Source organism: Ruegeria sp. YTSC002 (assembly GCF_059609845.1).
On the sequence record NZ_JBXWML010000002.1, the window covers coordinates 112,441 to 130,359 of the forward strand.

Annotated in this window: 14 protein-coding genes and 1 pseudogene; 9 read left to right on the forward strand and 6 right to left on the reverse strand. The window is 57.6% G+C overall.

Annotated features, from left to right (window positions below):
* Positions 1-437: 437 nt before the first annotated feature.
* A pseudogene (locus AC2FFD_RS05690) lies at positions 438-650 on the forward strand (hypothetical protein); the annotation flags it as partial.
* Between the two features lie 201 nt (positions 651-851).
* The gene (locus AC2FFD_RS05695; RefSeq protein ID WP_496872406.1) at positions 852-1,031 is read left to right on the forward strand and encodes a hypothetical protein; all 180 of its coding nucleotides are present in this window, start codon (positions 852-854) and stop codon (positions 1,029-1,031) included.
* Positions 1,032-1,137: 106 nt separating this feature from the next.
* Here AC2FFD_RS05695 and AC2FFD_RS05700 read toward each other — a convergent pair whose 3' ends face one another.
* Positions 1,138-1,755 carry a TetR/AcrR family transcriptional regulator gene (locus AC2FFD_RS05700; RefSeq protein ID WP_170345300.1) on the reverse strand — a complete coding sequence of 206 codons (618 nt, stop codon included), beginning with the start codon at positions 1,753-1,755 and terminating at the stop codon, positions 1,138-1,140.
* A gap of 146 nt (positions 1,756-1,901) precedes the next feature.
* Between AC2FFD_RS05700 and AC2FFD_RS05705 the strand changes: the two genes are divergently transcribed.
* The 6 genes from AC2FFD_RS05705 to AC2FFD_RS05730 all read left to right on the forward strand — a co-directional run bounded on the left by AC2FFD_RS05705 (position 1,902) and on the right by AC2FFD_RS05730 (position 9,012).
* The gene (locus tag AC2FFD_RS05705) at positions 1,902-2,831 is read left to right on the forward strand and encodes an AEC family transporter (protein WP_170345299.1); all 930 of its coding nucleotides are present in this window, start codon (positions 1,902-1,904) and stop codon (positions 2,829-2,831) included.
* Between the two features lie 103 nt (positions 2,832-2,934).
* Positions 2,935-3,768, forward strand: a complete 834-nt coding sequence (fghA, locus tag AC2FFD_RS05710; RefSeq protein ID WP_496872409.1) for an S-formylglutathione hydrolase — start codon at positions 2,935-2,937, stop codon at positions 3,766-3,768.
* Between the two features lie 3 nt (positions 3,769-3,771).
* Entirely contained in the window at positions 3,772-5,229 is a 1,458-nt protein-coding gene (gene sthA / locus AC2FFD_RS05715) for a Si-specific NAD(P)(+) transhydrogenase (RefSeq protein ID WP_496872411.1), read from the forward strand.
* Positions 5,226-5,681, forward strand: a complete 456-nt coding sequence (locus AC2FFD_RS05720) for a YaiI/YqxD family protein (RefSeq protein ID WP_496872412.1) — start codon at positions 5,226-5,228, stop codon at positions 5,679-5,681. The genes sthA and AC2FFD_RS05720 overlap by 4 nt, the downstream gene beginning before the upstream one ends.
* Positions 5,682-5,802: 121 nt before the next feature.
* Positions 5,803-6,897, forward strand: a complete 1,095-nt coding sequence (gene mtnA / locus AC2FFD_RS05725) for an S-methyl-5-thioribose-1-phosphate isomerase (RefSeq protein ID WP_496872414.1) — start codon at positions 5,803-5,805, stop codon at positions 6,895-6,897.
* 75 nt (positions 6,898-6,972) lie between these two features.
* Positions 6,973-9,012 carry a bifunctional aldolase/short-chain dehydrogenase gene (locus tag AC2FFD_RS05730; RefSeq protein WP_496872416.1) on the forward strand — a complete coding sequence of 680 codons (2,040 nt, stop codon included), beginning with the start codon at positions 6,973-6,975 and terminating at the stop codon, positions 9,010-9,012.
* 45 nt (positions 9,013-9,057) lie between these two features.
* Here AC2FFD_RS05730 and AC2FFD_RS05735 read toward each other — a convergent pair whose 3' ends face one another.
* Complete coding sequence (locus AC2FFD_RS05735; RefSeq protein ID WP_496872417.1) at positions 9,058-10,293, reverse strand: MFS transporter; 1,236 nt, start codon at positions 10,291-10,293, stop codon at positions 9,058-9,060.
* A 148-nt stretch (positions 10,294-10,441) separates the two neighbouring features.
* Here AC2FFD_RS05735 and zapE point away from each other — a divergent pair, with 148 nt between their 5' ends.
* A complete protein-coding gene (gene zapE / locus AC2FFD_RS05740; RefSeq protein ID WP_496872418.1) occupies positions 10,442-11,509 on the forward strand; it encodes a cell division protein ZapE in 1,068 nt (355 codons plus the stop codon).
* 62 nt (positions 11,510-11,571) lie between these two features.
* Here zapE and AC2FFD_RS05745 read toward each other — a convergent pair whose 3' ends face one another.
* Genes AC2FFD_RS05745 through AC2FFD_RS05760 form a run of 4 tightly spaced genes read right to left on the reverse strand, consistent with a single transcriptional unit; the run spans position 11,572 to position 17,817 of the window.
* The gene (locus AC2FFD_RS05745) at positions 11,572-12,846 is read right to left on the reverse strand and encodes a bifunctional folylpolyglutamate synthase/dihydrofolate synthase (RefSeq protein WP_496872419.1); all 1,275 of its coding nucleotides are present in this window, start codon (positions 12,844-12,846) and stop codon (positions 11,572-11,574) included.
* A complete protein-coding gene (accD, locus tag AC2FFD_RS05750; RefSeq protein WP_170345291.1) occupies positions 12,843-13,772 on the reverse strand; it encodes an acetyl-CoA carboxylase, carboxyltransferase subunit beta in 930 nt (309 codons plus the stop codon). The genes AC2FFD_RS05745 and accD overlap by 4 nt, the downstream gene beginning before the upstream one ends.
* 60 nt (positions 13,773-13,832) lie before the next feature.
* Positions 13,833-14,717, reverse strand: coding sequence for a CPBP family intramembrane glutamic endopeptidase (locus AC2FFD_RS05755; RefSeq protein ID WP_425079702.1), 885 nt, complete (start codon positions 14,715-14,717; stop codon positions 13,833-13,835).
* Complete coding sequence (locus AC2FFD_RS05760; protein WP_496872423.1) at positions 14,710-17,817, reverse strand: ABC transporter transmembrane domain-containing protein; 3,108 nt, start codon at positions 17,815-17,817, stop codon at positions 14,710-14,712. Before AC2FFD_RS05760 ends, AC2FFD_RS05755 begins: the two co-directional genes overlap by 8 nt.
* Positions 17,818-17,919 lie beyond the last annotated feature (102 nt).

Sequence of the window (17,919 nt, forward strand, 5' to 3'; positions counted from 1 at the left end):
TGTCCCGGGGTTTTGCGCGGAGGCAGTGCGGGTAAGGTTAACCAGCGGCCTGCCGCGAAAGCAGGTTGCAACAGATTTTGGTATTGGCTTCTCGACGCTGAGCCGTTTGATCCAGCAGGATCGGCGCAATCCTGAGAAGCCGTCCGCCCAGTCTGATCTCGAGCGCGAGGTCGCGGAACTGCGGAAAAAGAACCGCATGCTTAAGATGGAGAGGAGCTAAAAAACTGCCACCAAGTTCATTGCGGAGTAAAGCAAATGAGGTTTGCTTTCATCGCCAAGACCTCCAACATCCTCCCTGTCGAGCGGCTGTGCCAGATCAATGGATGTCAGTCCAAGAGGGTATCGCGTTTACCGCGATCGTCCGCTCAGCCAGAACCAGCAACTGCTATGATAACGCCGCCCGCCTCTGGAAAGAATGCTATACATGAGCCTGCCGGGCAATGGTCGAAACCTTCTTCAAGGCGATCAAAGCTGAGCTGTTGTGGCAGCAATCCTGAAAAACGTGTAGAGACACCGAGATCGCAATCTTCGAATGTTTCAAGGGCTTCTTCAATCGACGACGCAGGCACTCGGCCCTCGGCTGGAAAAGCCCTTTGGCCTTCGATGCAAAGGCTGCGATAGCAAGCAATCGGAGCGGCACGAAAGCGTGACGGGTCCATCCCAATGATCCGGGCTTTCGTGAAACAGCTTTTTCGCATTCATTTGCGCCTTCCAAAGCCAAACAAGCTCTACATCAGAACGAGGGACGTTTCCGGGGCAGGTCAGTTTGTCCCCTTTCGCGCAGGCCGATGTGCCCGAGGCCCCAGGTGTTATCTTTGATATCTCGGTAACGCATTGGAAAGTGAACATACTTGCGGGATCTTTCAAAAGCCCGGGTCAAACTGAACGATCAGCAATCCGGCGAAGCGGCGGATTTGAAGTTGGACCCCGGCAGGCCCGCAGACCTGTTCGTCAAAACAGGCGAACGCGCGGTGATTGCGTATCTGGCACAGCCTGTCAGCGACAGTCTGACCGGAACCTTCATCGAGTAAACGGTTTTACAAGACTTACAGCTTTAAACTGTTGTGTATCGAGTGTTTTGGTGAGTGAGCGGTGGTCCGCGCCCCTGTTCCGGGCGCGGGCCATCACTTTTGTGGGTCAGACCCCGTAACGGGCAAGAAACATGTCAACAGCCTGAGCAGCGACCTGATCTATTTCTTCCTGGGTGAAGGTGTTCTGAATGCCAAAAGCCGCCCGGGTCCAGATCCGCACTTTGCACAGTTCGGAAAACTGCTCGGCAGCGATATGTACATCATCAATGGCCAATTCGCCCTTGGCCACGGCTTTTTCCAGATACTCGGCCATCTGTCGCTGGCCATTTTGTGGCCCCGCCTCATAGAACGCGCGACCAAGTTCGGGGAACCTGTCGCGTTCGGCAACGCAGATCCTGAAAACCTGTTGCGCGAAATCTGACACAAGAAATCTGGTCAGCTGTGTCGCCGTGATCTGAAGCACTTCGCGGGCCGGCTTGGTTTCGTCGATCATCGAGATGACCCGCTCGGCCATCAGGCAGCATTCTGTTTGGGCGACTTCCATGAACAAAAGGCGCTTATCAGGGAAGTAACTGTAGAGCGTTGCTTTTGACACACCGGCTGCGCGAGCGATGTCATCCACACTTGCACCTTCAAACCCATCCGCCATGAAAACCTCTCGAGCCCCGCGCAGAACCTGATCGAATTTCCGGCCGGTGCGCAGGATGGTGGCAGTCTGGGTCATGTCGTCTCCTCGATCGATAACTGCGCCAGTTTATAAACCGTTCGGTTTAGATACAACGATTCTCGAATATTTCAGCGAAGCTGACGATGCATTTGCTTTGATGTCGGGTACTTGCAGCGCGTTCAAACCGTGCTAGGACTTGGCCCATGGTCGAAATCTTTCTGCGCACCCTTCCGTTTTTCGCGATCATCGGCCTGGGCTTTTGGGCGGGGCGCACGCGGTTCTTCACGGCTGAAGCCACGGCCTATCTGACCAAGTTCGTCTTTTACTTTGCGCTTTCAGCGATGCTGTTTCGCTTTGCAGCCACCCTTCCCTTTGCCGAGATTTTCAATGCCCGGCTCATCCTTGGATATCTGCTGGGCACCGTGACCGTATACGTTCTGGCATCGGCCATCGCCTGGCTGCGCGGGCTCGACATCCCGACCGCCGCGGTCGAAGCTCAGTGCGCGGCCATCGGCAATGTCGGGTTCCTGGGTCTGCCCATGCTTGCTCTTTTGTTCTCCGAGGCTGCGATTGGGCCCGTGATGCTGGTCCTGACCGTCGATCTGGTGGTGTTTTCATCCTTGATCGTGATCCTGATCAATGGCGGCCGTGACGGTAAATTGACCCCGACCACCTTCAAGCTGATCGGAATGGGTTTGGTCCGGAATCCCATGATCGTATCCATCTCGGCCGGTCTCATCTGGTCCTCGCTGAAAATACCTGTTCCTGAACCTCTTGGCGATTTTCTGACCATTCTCGGCGGTGCCGCAACTCCCGGAGCATTGTTCGCCATTGGCGCATCATTGGCAGGCAAGTCGGCTGAACGTGTCCAGATCGCGGCTTGGTTGAGTTTCTGCAAATTGGTGATCCATCCGGCCTGCGTCGCGGTCGCACTGCTATGGCTGATACCGATTGAAACTTTTCCGGCAACTGTAGCCATCTCTGCCGCGGCTTTACCTGTTGCGGGCAATGTTTACATGCTGGCTGCGCATTACGGCATTGCCCCGCATCGCGCGTCGGCGGCAATCCTTCTATCCACGATCGTCAGTATTCTCACCGTGCCGATGGTGATCGCCTGGGCGGGCACTTTCTGACCTTCACCTTTTCGAAAAATACTCTCACCGAAGGCGCACGGACTTTACGCCGGGTCCGCGGATCGTTAGCCATGTTGCGACTCGAAAATAAGGACGGTGCCTGATGGAAACCCTTTCGGAAAATGCCTGTTTCGGCGGTGTGCAGGGCGTGTACCGCCACGCCTCCTCGTCGTGCAAGTGTGACATGACTTTTGGCCTGTTTCTTCCAGCCGAGGCCAAGGACGGCCCGGTCCCGGTTCTTTGGTATTTGTCGGGATTGACCTGCACCCATGAAAACGCAATGACCAAAGCCGGGGCTCAGGCGTGGGCCGCGGAACAGGGAATTGCGGTGGTGTTTCCGGATACGTCACCGCGTGGTGAAGGTGTCGCGGATCATGAGGATTACGATCTGGGTCAGAGCGCGGGATTCTATGTGAACGCGACACAGAAACCTTGGGCGCCTCATTTCCGGATGTGGGACTATGTTGCCGAAGAGCTGCCCGCCCTGCTGTTCGAAAACTTCGCCATCGACAGCGAACGTCAGGCCATTACGGGCCATTCCATGGGGGGTCACGGTGCCCTGACACTTGCCATGAACCTGCCGGGACGCTTCCGTTCGGTGTCAGCCTTTGCGCCGATCTCGAACCCGACCGGAGCGGATTGGGGCCGCAAACAGCTGAGCGCCTATCTCGGTGACGACGAAGCGCTTTGGGCAAAACACGATGCGTCTTTGTTGATGAAGAAAACCGGTTTCGACGGTCCTATCCTGATCGACACCGGTGCAAACGATCAGTTCATGGATCTTTTGCGCCCCGAAGCGTTGGCGCAAGCCATTGCCGAACGCCGCCAGCAAGCGACGTATCGCTTCCAGCCGGGTTACGATCATTCGTACTTCTTTGTGTCCACGTTTATGGAAGATCACGTCATCTTCCATGCCGAGGCCCTGTACGGAGACTGAGGGATGAGCAATTACGATTATGACCTGATCATCATAGGGTCAGGGCCTTCTGGGCGTTCTGCGGCGATTCAGGCAGGCAAACTGAAACGGCGCGTGCTGGTCATCGACCGCAAAGACCGTTTTGGTGGCGTCTCTGTCCATACCGGTACAATTCCGTCCAAGACCCTGCGCGAAACGGTGCTGAACCTGTCGGGCTGGCGCGAACGCAGCTTTTACGGGCGTTCCTACCGGGTAAAGGATCAGATCCGGGCAGAGGATCTGAAAGCCCGACTGCATATGACCCTCGACCACGAGGTCGACGTGTTGGAGCATCAGTTCAACCGGAACCACGTCGAAACTCTGGACGGTCTGGCCAGGTTTGTCGGACCGCACGAAGTAGAAGTCGCAACCGATGCCGGAGAAACAACGCGCGTGACGGCCGCGAAGTTCCTGATTGCGACAGGCACGAAAACCTATCGCCCGGATTATGTTCCGTTCAACGGCAAGACGGTGGTGGATGGTGACGAATTTCTGGAAATGGCAGAGATTCCGCGCTCGCTGGTTGTCATCGGTGCCGGGGTCATTGGTGTGGAATATGCCACGATGTTTTCAGCCCTGGACGTGCGCGTCACGCTGATTGAACCCCGCGACACGTTTCTGGATTTCATCGACAGCCGGTTGATCCACGACTTTACGCATCAGATCCGGGAAAACGGTGTCGACCTGCGTTTGGGCTCGGCTGTCGAGAAGATTGAAGACGCCGGCGAGCATGTGGAAGTGACACTCGACAACGGTCGCCACGTTCGTGCTGAAATGCTTCTGTTTGCGGCCGGACGCATGGGAGCGACGTCCAAACTCAATCTGGATGCCGTCGGGCTGGAGACGGACCATCGCAACCGGATCAAGGTCGACCGCAAGACCTATCAAACGGCTGTGCCACATATCTATGCCACGGGCGATGTGATCGGACATCCGTCGCTGGCATCGACCTCTTTGCAACAGGGGCGCGTGGCTGCCTGTCACGCGCTTGAAACGCCCACGCTGCCGGAAAGCCCGTGGTATCCGTACGGCATCTATTCAGTGCCCGAAATATCAACCTGCGGAATGTCGGAAGAAGAATTGCAGGAGCGCAACATCCCGTACGAGGTCGGAGTGGCACGGTTCCGCGAGACGTCACGCGGGCATATCATGGGGCTGGAACACGGCATGTTGAAAATGCTGTTCTCGCTCAAGACCCGCAGGGTGCTGGGTGTCCAGATCGTTGGTGAAGGCGCGACGGAGTTGATCCATATCGCGCAGGCCGTGCTGAACCTGAAAGGTACGGTGGACTACTTCGTTCAGAACACGTTCAACTACCCGACACTTGCCGAAGCATATAAAATCGCGGGCCTGGATGCGTTCAACCGCATGCCCATACCCGAGGAATTCAAGGTCAAAAAGAAACCCGCGGAACCGGCAAGGAAAGAGGCGAAGAAGGCGTGACGACGCTGTATGTCGATGGCGATGCCTGCCCTGTAAAAGCCGAGGCCGAACGGGTCGCGACCCGGCACAAAGTGCCGATGGCGCTGGTGTCCAATGGCGGGCTTCGACCATCGGCCAACCCGCTGGTGCAGATCATTGTCGTTTCCGAAGGCGCCGATGAGGCCGACAAATGGATTGCCGAACGTTGTGGAGCGGGGGATGTCGTCATTACGTCCGACATTCCTTTGGCTGCAAAATGCGTCGAAGCCGGTGCGCGCGTGCTGCGCCCGAACGGTGAAACCTTCACGGCGGCGAATATTGGTCAGCAACTGGCCATGCGTGATTTGATGGCTGATCTGCGCGCGGCCAATCCGTTGGGAACCGGCGGCGGTGGGCGGCCCTTCGGCAAGGCCGACCGCTCGCGGTTTCTGGACGCCCTGGAACGGGAAATACGTGCTGCCAGAAAGGGATGATCTTTCCTTTTGCCCGATCAAATACTGACCCGAATTCCGAAACGCCCGTTTACAAGTACCTCATTAGAACGCACCCTGTGCTTGAATTCCGATCAGGCTTTTCGAATACGGAGACTGCGTTATGAAAGTAAAAGGCACCCATTATCGGTCTATTTGGTGGGACAAACCGGAAGGCGAGGTCCGGATCATCGACCAAAGGTGGTTGCCGCATGATTTTCGGGTCGTAACCCTAAAAACGCTTGATGAATTTGCAGCTGCGATACGGGATATGTGGGTCAGGGGCGCACCTTTGATTGGCGCGACCGCTGCGTTTGGAATTGCCGAGCAGATGTCTCGGGACAGTTCCGAAGCTTCCTTCGACGCTGCGTATGACGTTTTGCATGCAACCCGACCCACGGCAATCAACCTGCGTTGGGCATTGGACAGATGCCGAGAAGCGCTGATGCCGCTTGCTCCTGGTGATCGTGCCGAGCGCGCCTGGTCGCTGGCGCAGGAGATTGCAGACGAAGATGTCGAGATCAACTCCGCAATCGGCCGCCACGGGTTGGAACTGATCAAGGATATCGCGGCCCGAAAACCCGCCGGTGAGCCGGTACGGTTGTTGACTCATTGCAACGCGGGATGGCTGGCGACTGTGGATTGGGGCACGGCCACAAGCCCGATGTATCACGCGCATGACGCGGGCATCCCCCTGCACGTCTGGGTGGATGAAACCAGGCCGCGCAACCAGGGCGCGCTGACATCCTGGGAATTGGGCGAACATGGCATTCCCCATCGTTACATCGTGGACAATGCCGGCGGTCATTTGATGCAGCACGGTCTGGTTGATTTGGTGATTACGGGCACGGACCGAACCACGGCCCAAGGTGATGTATGCAACAAAATCGGGACTTATCTGAAAGCTTTGGCTGCGCGGGACAACGGTGTGCCATTTTACGTCGCCCTGCCCTCACCCACGATTGACTGGACCGTTCGCGACGGTGTGGCTGAAATCCCGATCGAGGAACGTGATGCCAGGGAAGTCACCCATGTCATGGGGGTTGATGGGCAGGGGAGTATCTCGGATGTACGCGTGACGCCGGATGGCACGGAAGGTGGCAATCCTGCCTTTGATGTCACCCCAAACCGGCTGGTGACGGGGCTTATCACCGAGCGCGGAGTCAGCGAGGCTTCTGCCGACGGGCTTTCCCGGTTGTTTCCCGAACGGGCTGGTTAACACTTTGTTTAGCACAGTCCTGAATTGTGCAATCGCCCATGCGGATCATGCACCCGCTTAACTTGCTGAGAATGAATGATGATTGAAAACTGGTACAGGGCCGACGAGGCACGGAAATGGCGGGATCGGGCCGGAACAGATCCCGCAGATCAGGAGCTGGGCGAACGTGTCTATACCTCGCGGCTGATCGGTCAGAACCCGGACCTCCTGATGCACGGAGGAGGCAACACGTCGGTCAAGCTGGAACGCCCTGATCTGTTCGGCGATCCGCAGCGCGTTCTGCATGTCAAGGGATCTGGGTGGGATCTGGACAGCATCGAGGCGCCGGGCCTGCCAGGTGTGTGGCTTGATTCTTTGATGAAACTGCGCGCATTGGACCATCTGTCAGACGCGCAGATGGTCAATGTTCAGCGCGCCAATCTGTTGGACTCGGGTTCACCGAACCCCTCTGTGGAAACACTGTTGCATGCATTTCTGCCGCATAAATATGTGGATCACACGCACGCGACACCCTTTCTGGTGCTCGCCAATCTGCCAAATGCCAAGGATGTCTGCCGCGAGATTTTTGGCGACCGATTGGGCATTGTGCCCTATATCATGCCTGGCTTCGGGCTGGCCAAAAAGGCGGCCGAGGTGTTTGACGAAAACCCGAATGTCGAAGGGCTTCTGCTGCTTCAGCACGGGCATTTTACGTTCGGCGCGACGGCGCAGGAAAGCTATGACCGGATCGTGGCGCATACCAACGAGGTTGCTGCCTATTTCGGAATGAAGGACCTGACGACAATTGGCCGTCGCGATCCGGCTGAGAATCTTGAGGTATTGCCGATCCTGCGCGGGGTCATCGCCGAAGTGGCGGCTCAACGGGATGACCCGATGCCGGTTTTTGACCTTCGCAACGGGCCGGAAGTGATGCGGTTTTTTGATCGTCCGGACATTGATACACTGGCCCAGCGGGGCATGGCGTCGCCGGATCACGTGTTGCGGACAAAAGGCTGCCCGCTTGTTTTGCGGGCGCCGGACCTATCCGGGGGACGGTCACGGATCAAGGCAAAGGTCGAAGAGTTTGCCAAAGACTATCGGGAATACTTTGAACGGCAGGCGCCGCAGGCCGACGAACCCAAGAAACTGTTGCCCCAAGACCCCAAGCATGCCTGGATCGAGGGTGTGGGGATCCTGGGAATGGGCCCGAACGCGAAGGCTGCCTCGGCAGCGGCGGATCTTGCGGAACAAAACCTGCGGGTGCGAACGGTGGGCGAAGACGCGGGCGGTTTTTTCCCCATCAATGAAAAAGATCGCTTTGATTGTGAATACTGGTCCTTGGAACAGGCGAAGCTGGGCAAAAGCTCAGCGCCTCCGCTTCAGGGTAAGATCGTGATGGTGACCGGCGGTGCTGGGGCGATAGGTCTGGCGACCGCCAAGGCCTTTGCTGATGCCGGTGCAAATGTCGTTCTGGTGGATCGGGATGAACGGGCGTTGGCAGATGCCAAATCGACCCTTGGCACGTGGCATTCGTCATATGCCTGCGACGTCACCGAGAAAGGCGCCGCAGATGCCGCGATTGCGGCGGCGATACACCGGTTTGGTGGGCTCGATGTAATGGTATCGAATGCCGGGGCCGCGACTTCGGGCGCGTTGCTGGATCTTGGCGACGAGGAATTCCGTGCGGCTTTTGAACTGAATTTCTTCGCGCACAAGGCGTTTGCGACACAGGCTGCCCGAGTGATGCAAGCTCAGGGCCGCGGCGGTCAGATCCTGTTCAATATCTCGAAACAGGCGATCAACCCGGGCCGGAACATGGGGGCCTATGGCACGCCAAAAGCCGCCACCCTGTTCCTGTTGCGCCAGTTGACACTTGAATTGGCCGAATATGGAATCCGTGTGAACGGGGTGAATGCAGATCGAATTCGGTCTGGCCTGCTGACGGATGGGTTCATTCAGGAACGCGCTGCCGCACGTGGCGTTTCCGAGGAGACCTATATGTCAGGCAACCTGCTGGGCCGCGAAGTCGAGGCAAAGCATGTCGCGCATGCCTTTGTTGCGCTGGCGCTGATGGAACGCACCACCGGTCATGTCGTGACGGTGGATGGCGGCAACACCGAAGCCGAACTTCGGTAACGCCTTTACCCGATTGGTTCCCGGCCTGTGGCGTATCGTTGTGCCTCAGGCAGGAACCGCTGTTCGGTTCTCGCGGATCGGCAGGTGTACTATCGCGCTGAAGGCACCGATCGCGACCCCGATCCACCAAACCATGTTGTAGTCGCCATACTGGTCATACATGCGCCCGCCAAGCCAGACACCCAGAAAGCTGCCGATCTGGTGGCTCAGGAAGATAAAACCATAGAGCGTTCCCATATAGCGCAAACCGTAAAGATGCGCGACGAGACCCGAAGTCAGCGGCACGGTGGCCAGCCAAAGCGATCCCATCACCAGCGAGAACACGATGACCGTAAGCGGTGTGATCGGGAACACGATGAACAAAGCCGCGGCAATCGTCCGGCCCGTATAGACTGCGGCCAGAAGATATTTTTTCGGAAAGTGGTTGCCGGCCCAACCCGCCAGTAGCGTACCGCCGATATTGGCCAGACCGATCAATGAAATCGACACGGCACCCAGGGCCGATGTGGAGGTGATCCCGATGGCGTGCAGTACGCCTCCGGGCTGGATTGGCCCGCACATCTCGGTCACGAATGCCGGGAAATGCGCGGTGATGAAGCCCAGTTGATATCCGCAACTGAAAAACCCCAGAAAAATGAGAGCGTAGGAAGGATCGCGGAACGCCTTGCCCAGTATCTCGCTCATGCTTTCTTCCAGCTCAAACTTCGAGGCGGGCTGTGGTGCGCGCATAAAGGGCAAGGTCAACACAAGCGCAAGAATCGCCACGGCGAACACGACAAAGACGTGCTGCCATGGCAGGAATGACAGCAGCCATTCCGCGGTTGGCGCCCCCAGAACCTGCCCAAAGCTGCCCGCGGCGGTAACGATGGCCAGCGACATGGACCGGTTTTCGTCGGTGGACGCGCGACCGACAACCGCCAGAACCACACCAAACCCGGTTCCGGCGATGCCGAAACCCACCAGCCAAGCGTATATCTGATGCTCGAACGGCGTAACGGACCATGCCGTCAGCACCATGCCAGCCGCGTAGGTGAGAGCGCCAAGAATGATGGCTCGGCGGTCGCCCACCTTTTCGGCAATCGCAGCAAAGATCGGCTGCCCGATGCCCCAGGCCAGGTTCTGAACTGCAATCGCCATCGAGAAATCGGTCCGCAGCCAGCCGAACTCATCCGCTATCGGAATCTGGAATACGCCGAACGAAGCGCGCACGGCGAAGCTGACCGTGATGATGATACATCCGACAATCAGAATCGGATTCAACAAGCGGACGGATTGGAACATGGGACCTCAGGCGTTACGTCCGGAGGACCGTATTACTTTTGGTGTCACCGTCAATTCAGCAGATTTGCGGACACGGATAAACAAAATTGATGTGTCGTCAAAAATGGCTTCTTTTCAACGGGCGAGGTGACGGGTAAGGCTCGGATTCATGACGGATCTTATTTCGCTTTACGAGGCCCGCATCGCGGACGGAACCCTGACACGCGACGACGCGCAAGAGGCCGTTCTGCCCCAATTCGAACGTATCCGGGCGGCACTGTCCAAGCCGGTCAAACGCGGGCTCTTCCGCAAGGCGCCTCCGCCCCCCAAAGGATTGTACCTATGGGGCGGTGTCGGGCGTGGAAAATCGATGCTGATGGACATGTTCGTCGATACGCTGGGCAATATCCCGGCACGGCGTGTGCATTTTCATGCCTTTATGCAGGAAATCCATGCTGGAATGCACAAGGCCCGGCAACAGAATGTCGAGGATGCCTTGGCACCGGTGGCGAAGGAGGTGGTCAACTCAGTTCGCTTGCTCGCATTTGACGAAATGCAGATCACCGACATTACGGACGCGATGATCGTCGGGCGGCTGTTTGACTTGTTGCACGAGGGCGGCGTGGTCGTGGTTACCACGTCGAACAGGCATCCCGACGATCTGTACAAGGATGGGCTGAACCGGCAGCTGTTTCTGCCGTTCATCGCGCATATCAAAGAGCAGTTGCAGGTGTGGGAGTTGGTGTCGCCCACGGACTATCGGCAGAACCGGTTGGAGGGTGCCCCGGTCTATTTCACTCCGATTGGCCCAGAAGCCCGGCAAAAAATCCGGCAGGTCTGGACAGATCTTGCCGGTGGGCCCGCTGATCCGCTTGTGTTGCACGTCAAAGGTCGGGCCGTTGAATTGCCCGCCTTTCGCAACGGGGTGGCGCGGGCTTCCTTCTATGATCTGTGTGGCCGCATGTTGGGACCGGGCGATTATCTGGCGATTGCGGAAGAAGTGAAGGTGCTGGTGCTTGAGGACATCCCGCGCCTGTCTCGGAACAATTTCAACGAAGCCAAGCGTTTTGTCACCCTGATCGATGCGCTTTACGAAGCTAGGGTGCGTTTGATCTGTTCGGCTGCGGCCGAACCCGAGATGCTGTATGTCGAAGGCGAAGGAACCTTCGAATTTGAACGCACGGCATCGCGCCTGCGGGAAATGCAGGATCAGGATTGGGGGCGACAGAGGCGCTGATCCGCCCGTATCGCCCGCCCCATCCAAGACCGTGTCAGCCAGATCATGAGGCTGGAACGGGCCTACGCGTTTTCTTGCAGAATTTTTCCGGCCAGGTAGAGCGAGCCGCAGATCAGAACACGCGCCTGTGGGTCATTGTCCGTGATCACTTTCAATGCGTCCGCTACGCTGTCAGCGGTGGATGCGGGCAGGTTGACCCTGGCCGCAGCCGCAGCGGTTTCTTCCGCGCTGAGCGTTGCGGTCTCGCCCGGAATGGACACGGCTGTCAGACTTGTCGCCTTCTCTGCCAGAGGTGCGAGATACCCGGTCACATCCTTGGTGTTGAGCATGCCGCAGATCATGTGCGTCGGTTTTGGCGGCAGATTCGCCAACACATCCGCCAACGCGACACCTGCGGCGGCGTTATGACCACCGTCCAGCCAAATCTCGGCCTGCGGCGCCTGATCTACGAGCGGGCCGGATTTCAGACGCTGCATGCGCGCCGGCCATTCGGCCTTGGTCACGGCAGCTTCGTACGCGTCGTCGCCCATGTTCAGATGGCGCAGAACAGCCAACGCTGCGCCCGCATTCTGAACCTGATGTGCGCCCAGAAGGTTGGGCAGAGGCACATCCCGCAAACCGGTTTCGTCCTGATAGATCAGACGTCCGTTTTCTTCCTGCACGTGCCAGTGCTGACCATGAACCAACAAAGGCGCACCCAATCGGGCGGCCGTGTATTCGATGACCTCAAGCGCTTCGTCCTGTTGCGGGCCGACAATGCACGGAACGCCGGGCTTGATGATGCCCGCTTTTTCCGCCGCGATCTTGCCCAAAGTACCACCCAGGAACTGTTCATGATCGATGGATACGGGGGTAATAACCGTGACGGCCGGGTTTTCGATCACATTTGTGGCGTCCAGACGCCCGCCCAGCCCGACCTCGAGCAGAGTGTAATCTGCCTTGGCACGGGCAAAGGCCAACAGGGCGGCGCATGTGGTGATCTCGAAATAGGTGATGTTTTCGCCGCCATTGGCAGCGTAGCATTCATCCAGAATTGCCGTCAGTTCTGGCTCCGAGATCAGCTCTCCGGCCAATCGAATGCGTTCATGGAAACGGGCCAGGTGTGGCGAGGTATAGGCGTGTACCGAGCGCCCTGCCCCCTCAAGCCCCGCTCTGATCATCGCCTGAGTCGAGCCCTTGCCGTTGGTCCCGGCAATATGGATGACCGGCGGCAGTTTCAGCTGAGGATTGTCCAGTGCAGCCAGCAAACGCCAGACACGGTCCAAGGTCAGATCAATGATCTTGGGGTGCAGCGCCATCATCCGGTCGAGGATGGCGTCGGACGTCTTGGCCGTCATTTCTGATCTGTCTCTTCGGCGGGGGGGTCTGTTGCGTCGGTTGGTTCCGGTGCAGGCAGATCGCCCATGATCGCCGGCGGCAAATTCATCAGCATCCGCGTGATGGTGATCAACTCGTCGCGCATTTCGGTACGTTTGGTGACACGGTCCAGCATACCGTGATCCAGCAGGTATTCGGCACGCTGAAAGCCTTCGGGCAGTTTTTCGCGGATCGTCTGCTCGATCACGCGAGGTCCGGCAAAGCAGATCAGCGCATTGGGTTCCGAGATATGGACATCGCCCAGCATCGCATAAGATGCAGTGACCCCGCCAGTCGTCGGATGAGTCAGAACAACGATATATGGCAGGTTGGCTTCCTTCAGCATCTCGACTGCCACAGTGGTGCGCGGCATCTGCATCAGGCTGAGGATACCTTCCTGCATACGGGCGCCACCGGCTGCCGAGAAAAGGATCAGAGGACGCTTGAGTTTTACCGCTTCCTGCGCGGCAGCGATGATCGCGTTGCCGACATACATCCCCATTGATCCGCCCATGAACGAAAAGTCCTGCGCGGCGGCCACGATTGGGGTGCGGCCGATTTCACCCAAGGCGACCAGCATGGCTTCTTTTTCGCCGGTCTTCTTCTGCGCTGCCTTCATGCGGTCGGGGTATTTCTTCTGATCGCGGAATTGCAACGGGTCGTCTTTTGGCGCAGGCACCTCAAGTTCCGTAAAGATCCCGCCGTCAAACAAGTGCTTGAACCGCTCACGCGGCGTGATCGCCATGTGGTGGTCGCACTGTGTGCAGACATTCTGGTTTTCCGCCAGCTCGCGATGGAACAGCATCGTTCCGCATTCGTCGCATTTGTGCCAGAGGTTTTCAGGCACTTCGCGGCGTGAGAAGATCGAGTTTATCCGGGGGCGGACGTAGTTTGTGATCCAGTTCATGTCGGAACCTTGGCTTGTGCGGTGTTGACGTCAAATAGGACGCCACGGAAGGAATTGCAATCAACGCCTGAGCGCAAGTCGCGCGGCCAGCCAGCAAACGAACATCACCGCAAGGTCCACCAGAAGCCAGGGACGAAGCTGTTCGGCATCAGATGCATCGAACGGAAGGGTGAACAGGGCCAGCCCGTTCAGGTTGTCAGGCAACGAGATGAACAGCAACGCAATGATGTTGTTGAAAAAATGCAAGGCGATAGCTGGCCCCAATGTTCCGGCCCGTGCCGTCAGGTCCGACGTCAGCACACCGAAAACGCAAGCCCATAGCGCAATCAGCAGCGCGTTGTCGCCAGCCATGTCGGGCGTGTAATGTCCGATTGCAAACAGGATGGAGGGCACCCCCATCCAGATGACAGGGGATTGGAATCTGGCTGCCAGGGTTTGCTGAATATATCCTCGGAACAACAGTTCTTCGGCGCTGGTCTGCACCAGAACAACCAAGGCCGAGACCGGCAACAGAAGAAGCCAGGTCGACAATGGCAGGTTCTGCGACAGAGATCCGCCAAAGCCGTAAGGCGGCAGCAGGAACCCGACAACGCCCAGAATAAGCAATGCTTTCAACACTTTCAGGAATTGACCCGCTGCCAATCGGTACCCGCCGACAATGGACACCAATGACCTGTGCTGAACCTGCCGCGCGGCGACGGCCACGCCCAGAATGATGAAACCGAAGCTGGCCAACAGCAATAGCAGCGCGAGGGGTGAACCGCCCATCAGAAGCGTCTGCGCCCAGCTTTCCGGGCCCATCCCGGCAACCACGGTAAAAAACACCATGTTCAGAACGCTGACCAGCACGGCAACCAGCAAGAGCCCCAGCAACAGGCGCCAGATTTCCGGTTTGCCGCGTGCGGTTTCGACCAGATGGTCATGAGCGGAATATGCTTTAGGCATTTTCACCCGTGCTTTCCTGAATCGCCTGATCCGTAATGGTCGGGAGCAGTTCCTCGGGGTTCTGCGCCGCATTGATTCTTGTGGACAACGTAGTCAGATACCCCGCAACAGTCTGTAGCAATTGCGTCGCAACCGAAGCATCGCTTTCGACCACCGCACGCAGTTCCTCGGCACCGATACGCAGGAAACTGCAATCTTCGGTGGCGACCAGATCCAGTTGTCTGGGCTCTCCCGTGATGATCGAGAGATCACCGATCAGTCGCCCGGGCTCGATGATCGAGATCGGGCGTTTTTGTCCATCATCCGTGGGCCAGTCCAGCCTGGCCTGCCCCGAGACGCACAGATACGCCGCGTCGGGCGCCTGACCACGCGAGAAGATGACTTGCCCCGCTGCTGCTTCGTACCATTGCGCTGAGAAAGCAAGCAGCCGCTGGTTGCGGCCATCCACACCGGAAAACAACTCGGTCGCGGAAATGATCTCGAGCTTGCGGCTCAGATCGTCAGACGTGCTGTCTTCTGGCGTGGATTTGGATCGAGACACACCGTCGATACGACCATCCTTGATTTCCACAAACAGATCATACGCTTCGGGATGTGCAAAGTGATCTTCCATAAAGATCATGATGGAATCCGGCAACAATTCCCGCAGTTTCAGGCGGGTGCGCAACCGGCTTTCGGAATCATGACTTGCCAGGGCCCTGTCCAGAATCAGGACGTCAGGCCGTTTGATCCCCGCGCGTGAGAACGCGGCACGCTCCTGAAAGACGGTCGGCAGATTGTTCCCGCCCAGGCCTGTTGGCAGATCGTAGATGATGGCAGCTGCACGGCGTCGCAGGCCGGCTTCGTTCATGGCTTCGGCCACAACGTCTTCTATTTCGTCCGCGTGTGCACCGGCCATCAACGACACCCGGCCGTAGATCGCGTTTTCCATCACGGTCAGGCGCGGCACATAAATGTCCGGCGCAACTGACATGAACATGCCGCCCATCGCATCCCGCAGCCGCTTGGCCTGGCTTTTGCGGATGGCAAGAATCTTTTCCTTGTATTCTTCCGGGAAGTTTGGGCCGATCTGCTCGGCCGTCAACAGGAACGGCACCGTCAATAGCAAGGCACGCTCCTGGTCGCTCACTGCCGTATCGCCTTTGGATTTGCGCCGTTCTTCGATATCCAGCAATTTGTGATACATGTCTTTGGACATGCCAAGCTTCAGGAAAAGCGGGTGATCCGCCCCGTCCCGCCCGAAGGTCTTGCTGAGCGTGTCCATGACAGCCTGAGAGATGCTGATCACGTCGTCCGCCAGATCATGGGCGCTGAGCATCTGAACGAACCGTTCGTCACCCGCCAGTATATCCGGAGAAATGTCCCTGGATGGTGCGGCGAACAACAGGTTGCCACCCAGCGGAACTGCCGGGTTGAACCGATCAGGGTCAAACCGGTACACATAGCGATCAAGCCCCTTTTCAGCCAGGCGCTTGGCGATGGTCCCTCGTAGATTGACAACTTCCTGTGCCAGAACCGGGTGAATCTCCGGGTCGAACTGCGTACGCAATGTGCGGCGGAACATGAACTCGTCGATGCCCATCGCTTCCACCAGCTGGAACCACCAGTCACGTATGTCGTCGATATCGTCAAGACCGGCGAGGCCGGGATCAATCCATTCATCGTCCAGAGAATCCGGTGAATTGCCTGCGCGAACAGCTTCGATCTGCCACCGCGTCGGGGCCCTGAGCGTATCTGCTTGATGTCGCGGATGCGTGCGCAAAGGCATCAAGAGGTTGTCGCCCAACGTCCCGTCGAACAGGTAAGGGCGCGAATAGGCATAGCCGATCCGGGCCGCGATGACGGCCTGATGCAGACCCCGCAGATCATGCCCGGCTATGATCACCTCACCCTGAGCCGGCAACACCTCACGAGTCAGAAGCTGTCCCAACGCACTGCGTTCCGACGCCTGTCCAGACTGAATTGCGACGCGCGCGCCACGCGGAATGGTCAGATCAAGATCTTCGAGAACGGTTTTACCATCGCTGTCGCGAACCGTCACGTTTCGCAGCTCGATGTCGCCAGTCAGTCGCGGGATGGTTTCAGGTTCACCCTCGAACAGTTCTTCCGGTATCATGTTGTCCGGCGCAAACTTCTCGGTGACGATTTCCCACCGCAAAGACATGTCCTGGACTTGGTTGTAATAGGTCAGCAAATCCTTCCACGGGCCGCTCAGATCCTTGTAGGCGCCCAACGCGGCAACCAGCGCACCGACGGTCACTTCACCGGTAATCGCCAGATATCCACCCACTGAATAAAACAGGAAAGGTGTCATCTGAGTTATCAGGTTGTTGAGGAACTTCATGAAGAATTTTTTGTTGTAGATCTTGAAACGGATCTCGAACAGTTTCCCCAGCCGATGGCTGAATTGCGCAAGGCGATAGCGCCATCCTCCGTTGGTACGCAGATCGCTGATACCCGCCGCAGTTTCGCCGATCTCCGAGCTCAGACGTCGAACTTCCTGAATGCGGTCCTTGTTCAGAAGGTTGATTTGCCGCTGAAGCTTGGGGATCAGCCAGGCCTGAAGCGGGATCAGCGCGATACTGGCAAGTCCGAACCAAACGCTTTGCATGAACAGGAAGGTGACGATCGTCATCATCTGGCCGAACTGGAAAACCGGCTGCGCGATGGCATCCCCCATCAGGCCACCCATCGGTTCGGCCTCGGACGTGATCATCGATACCAGCTCACCCTGGCTGGTTGTCGCAAAATAGGATTTCGGAAACCGCATCGACCGTTGAATCAACGTGTAGCGCAAGCGCCGCAGCATGCGCTCTGCAAGGACACCCTTCATCGTGTTGATGCGCATCTTCATGACACCGCTCACGATCACCGTCGCCAGGAATGCAACGCACAGTATCATCAGATACTGAACCTGCGTCACGGTGAAGTTCCAGATGGTTACCGTGTCACCCGGCGCGCCGATTGCGTCGTTGATGATTTGTTTGGGCAATTCCAGCGAAGCGTAAAGAAACGGGAACGACAGGACCGTGAGCAGTAGAAGAACAAGTTGCTGTTTCTTCGAATATTTCCAAATGAAGGCAAATAAAGTGGACTCCATAACCTGGCCTTGTCATGCGCTAAACTGTTGTGTGGCTGTTCTTGGGGTGACCCACTTTGCAGGAGCCAAACGGTAAGCACTGACCCGGTACATTGCAAGAAT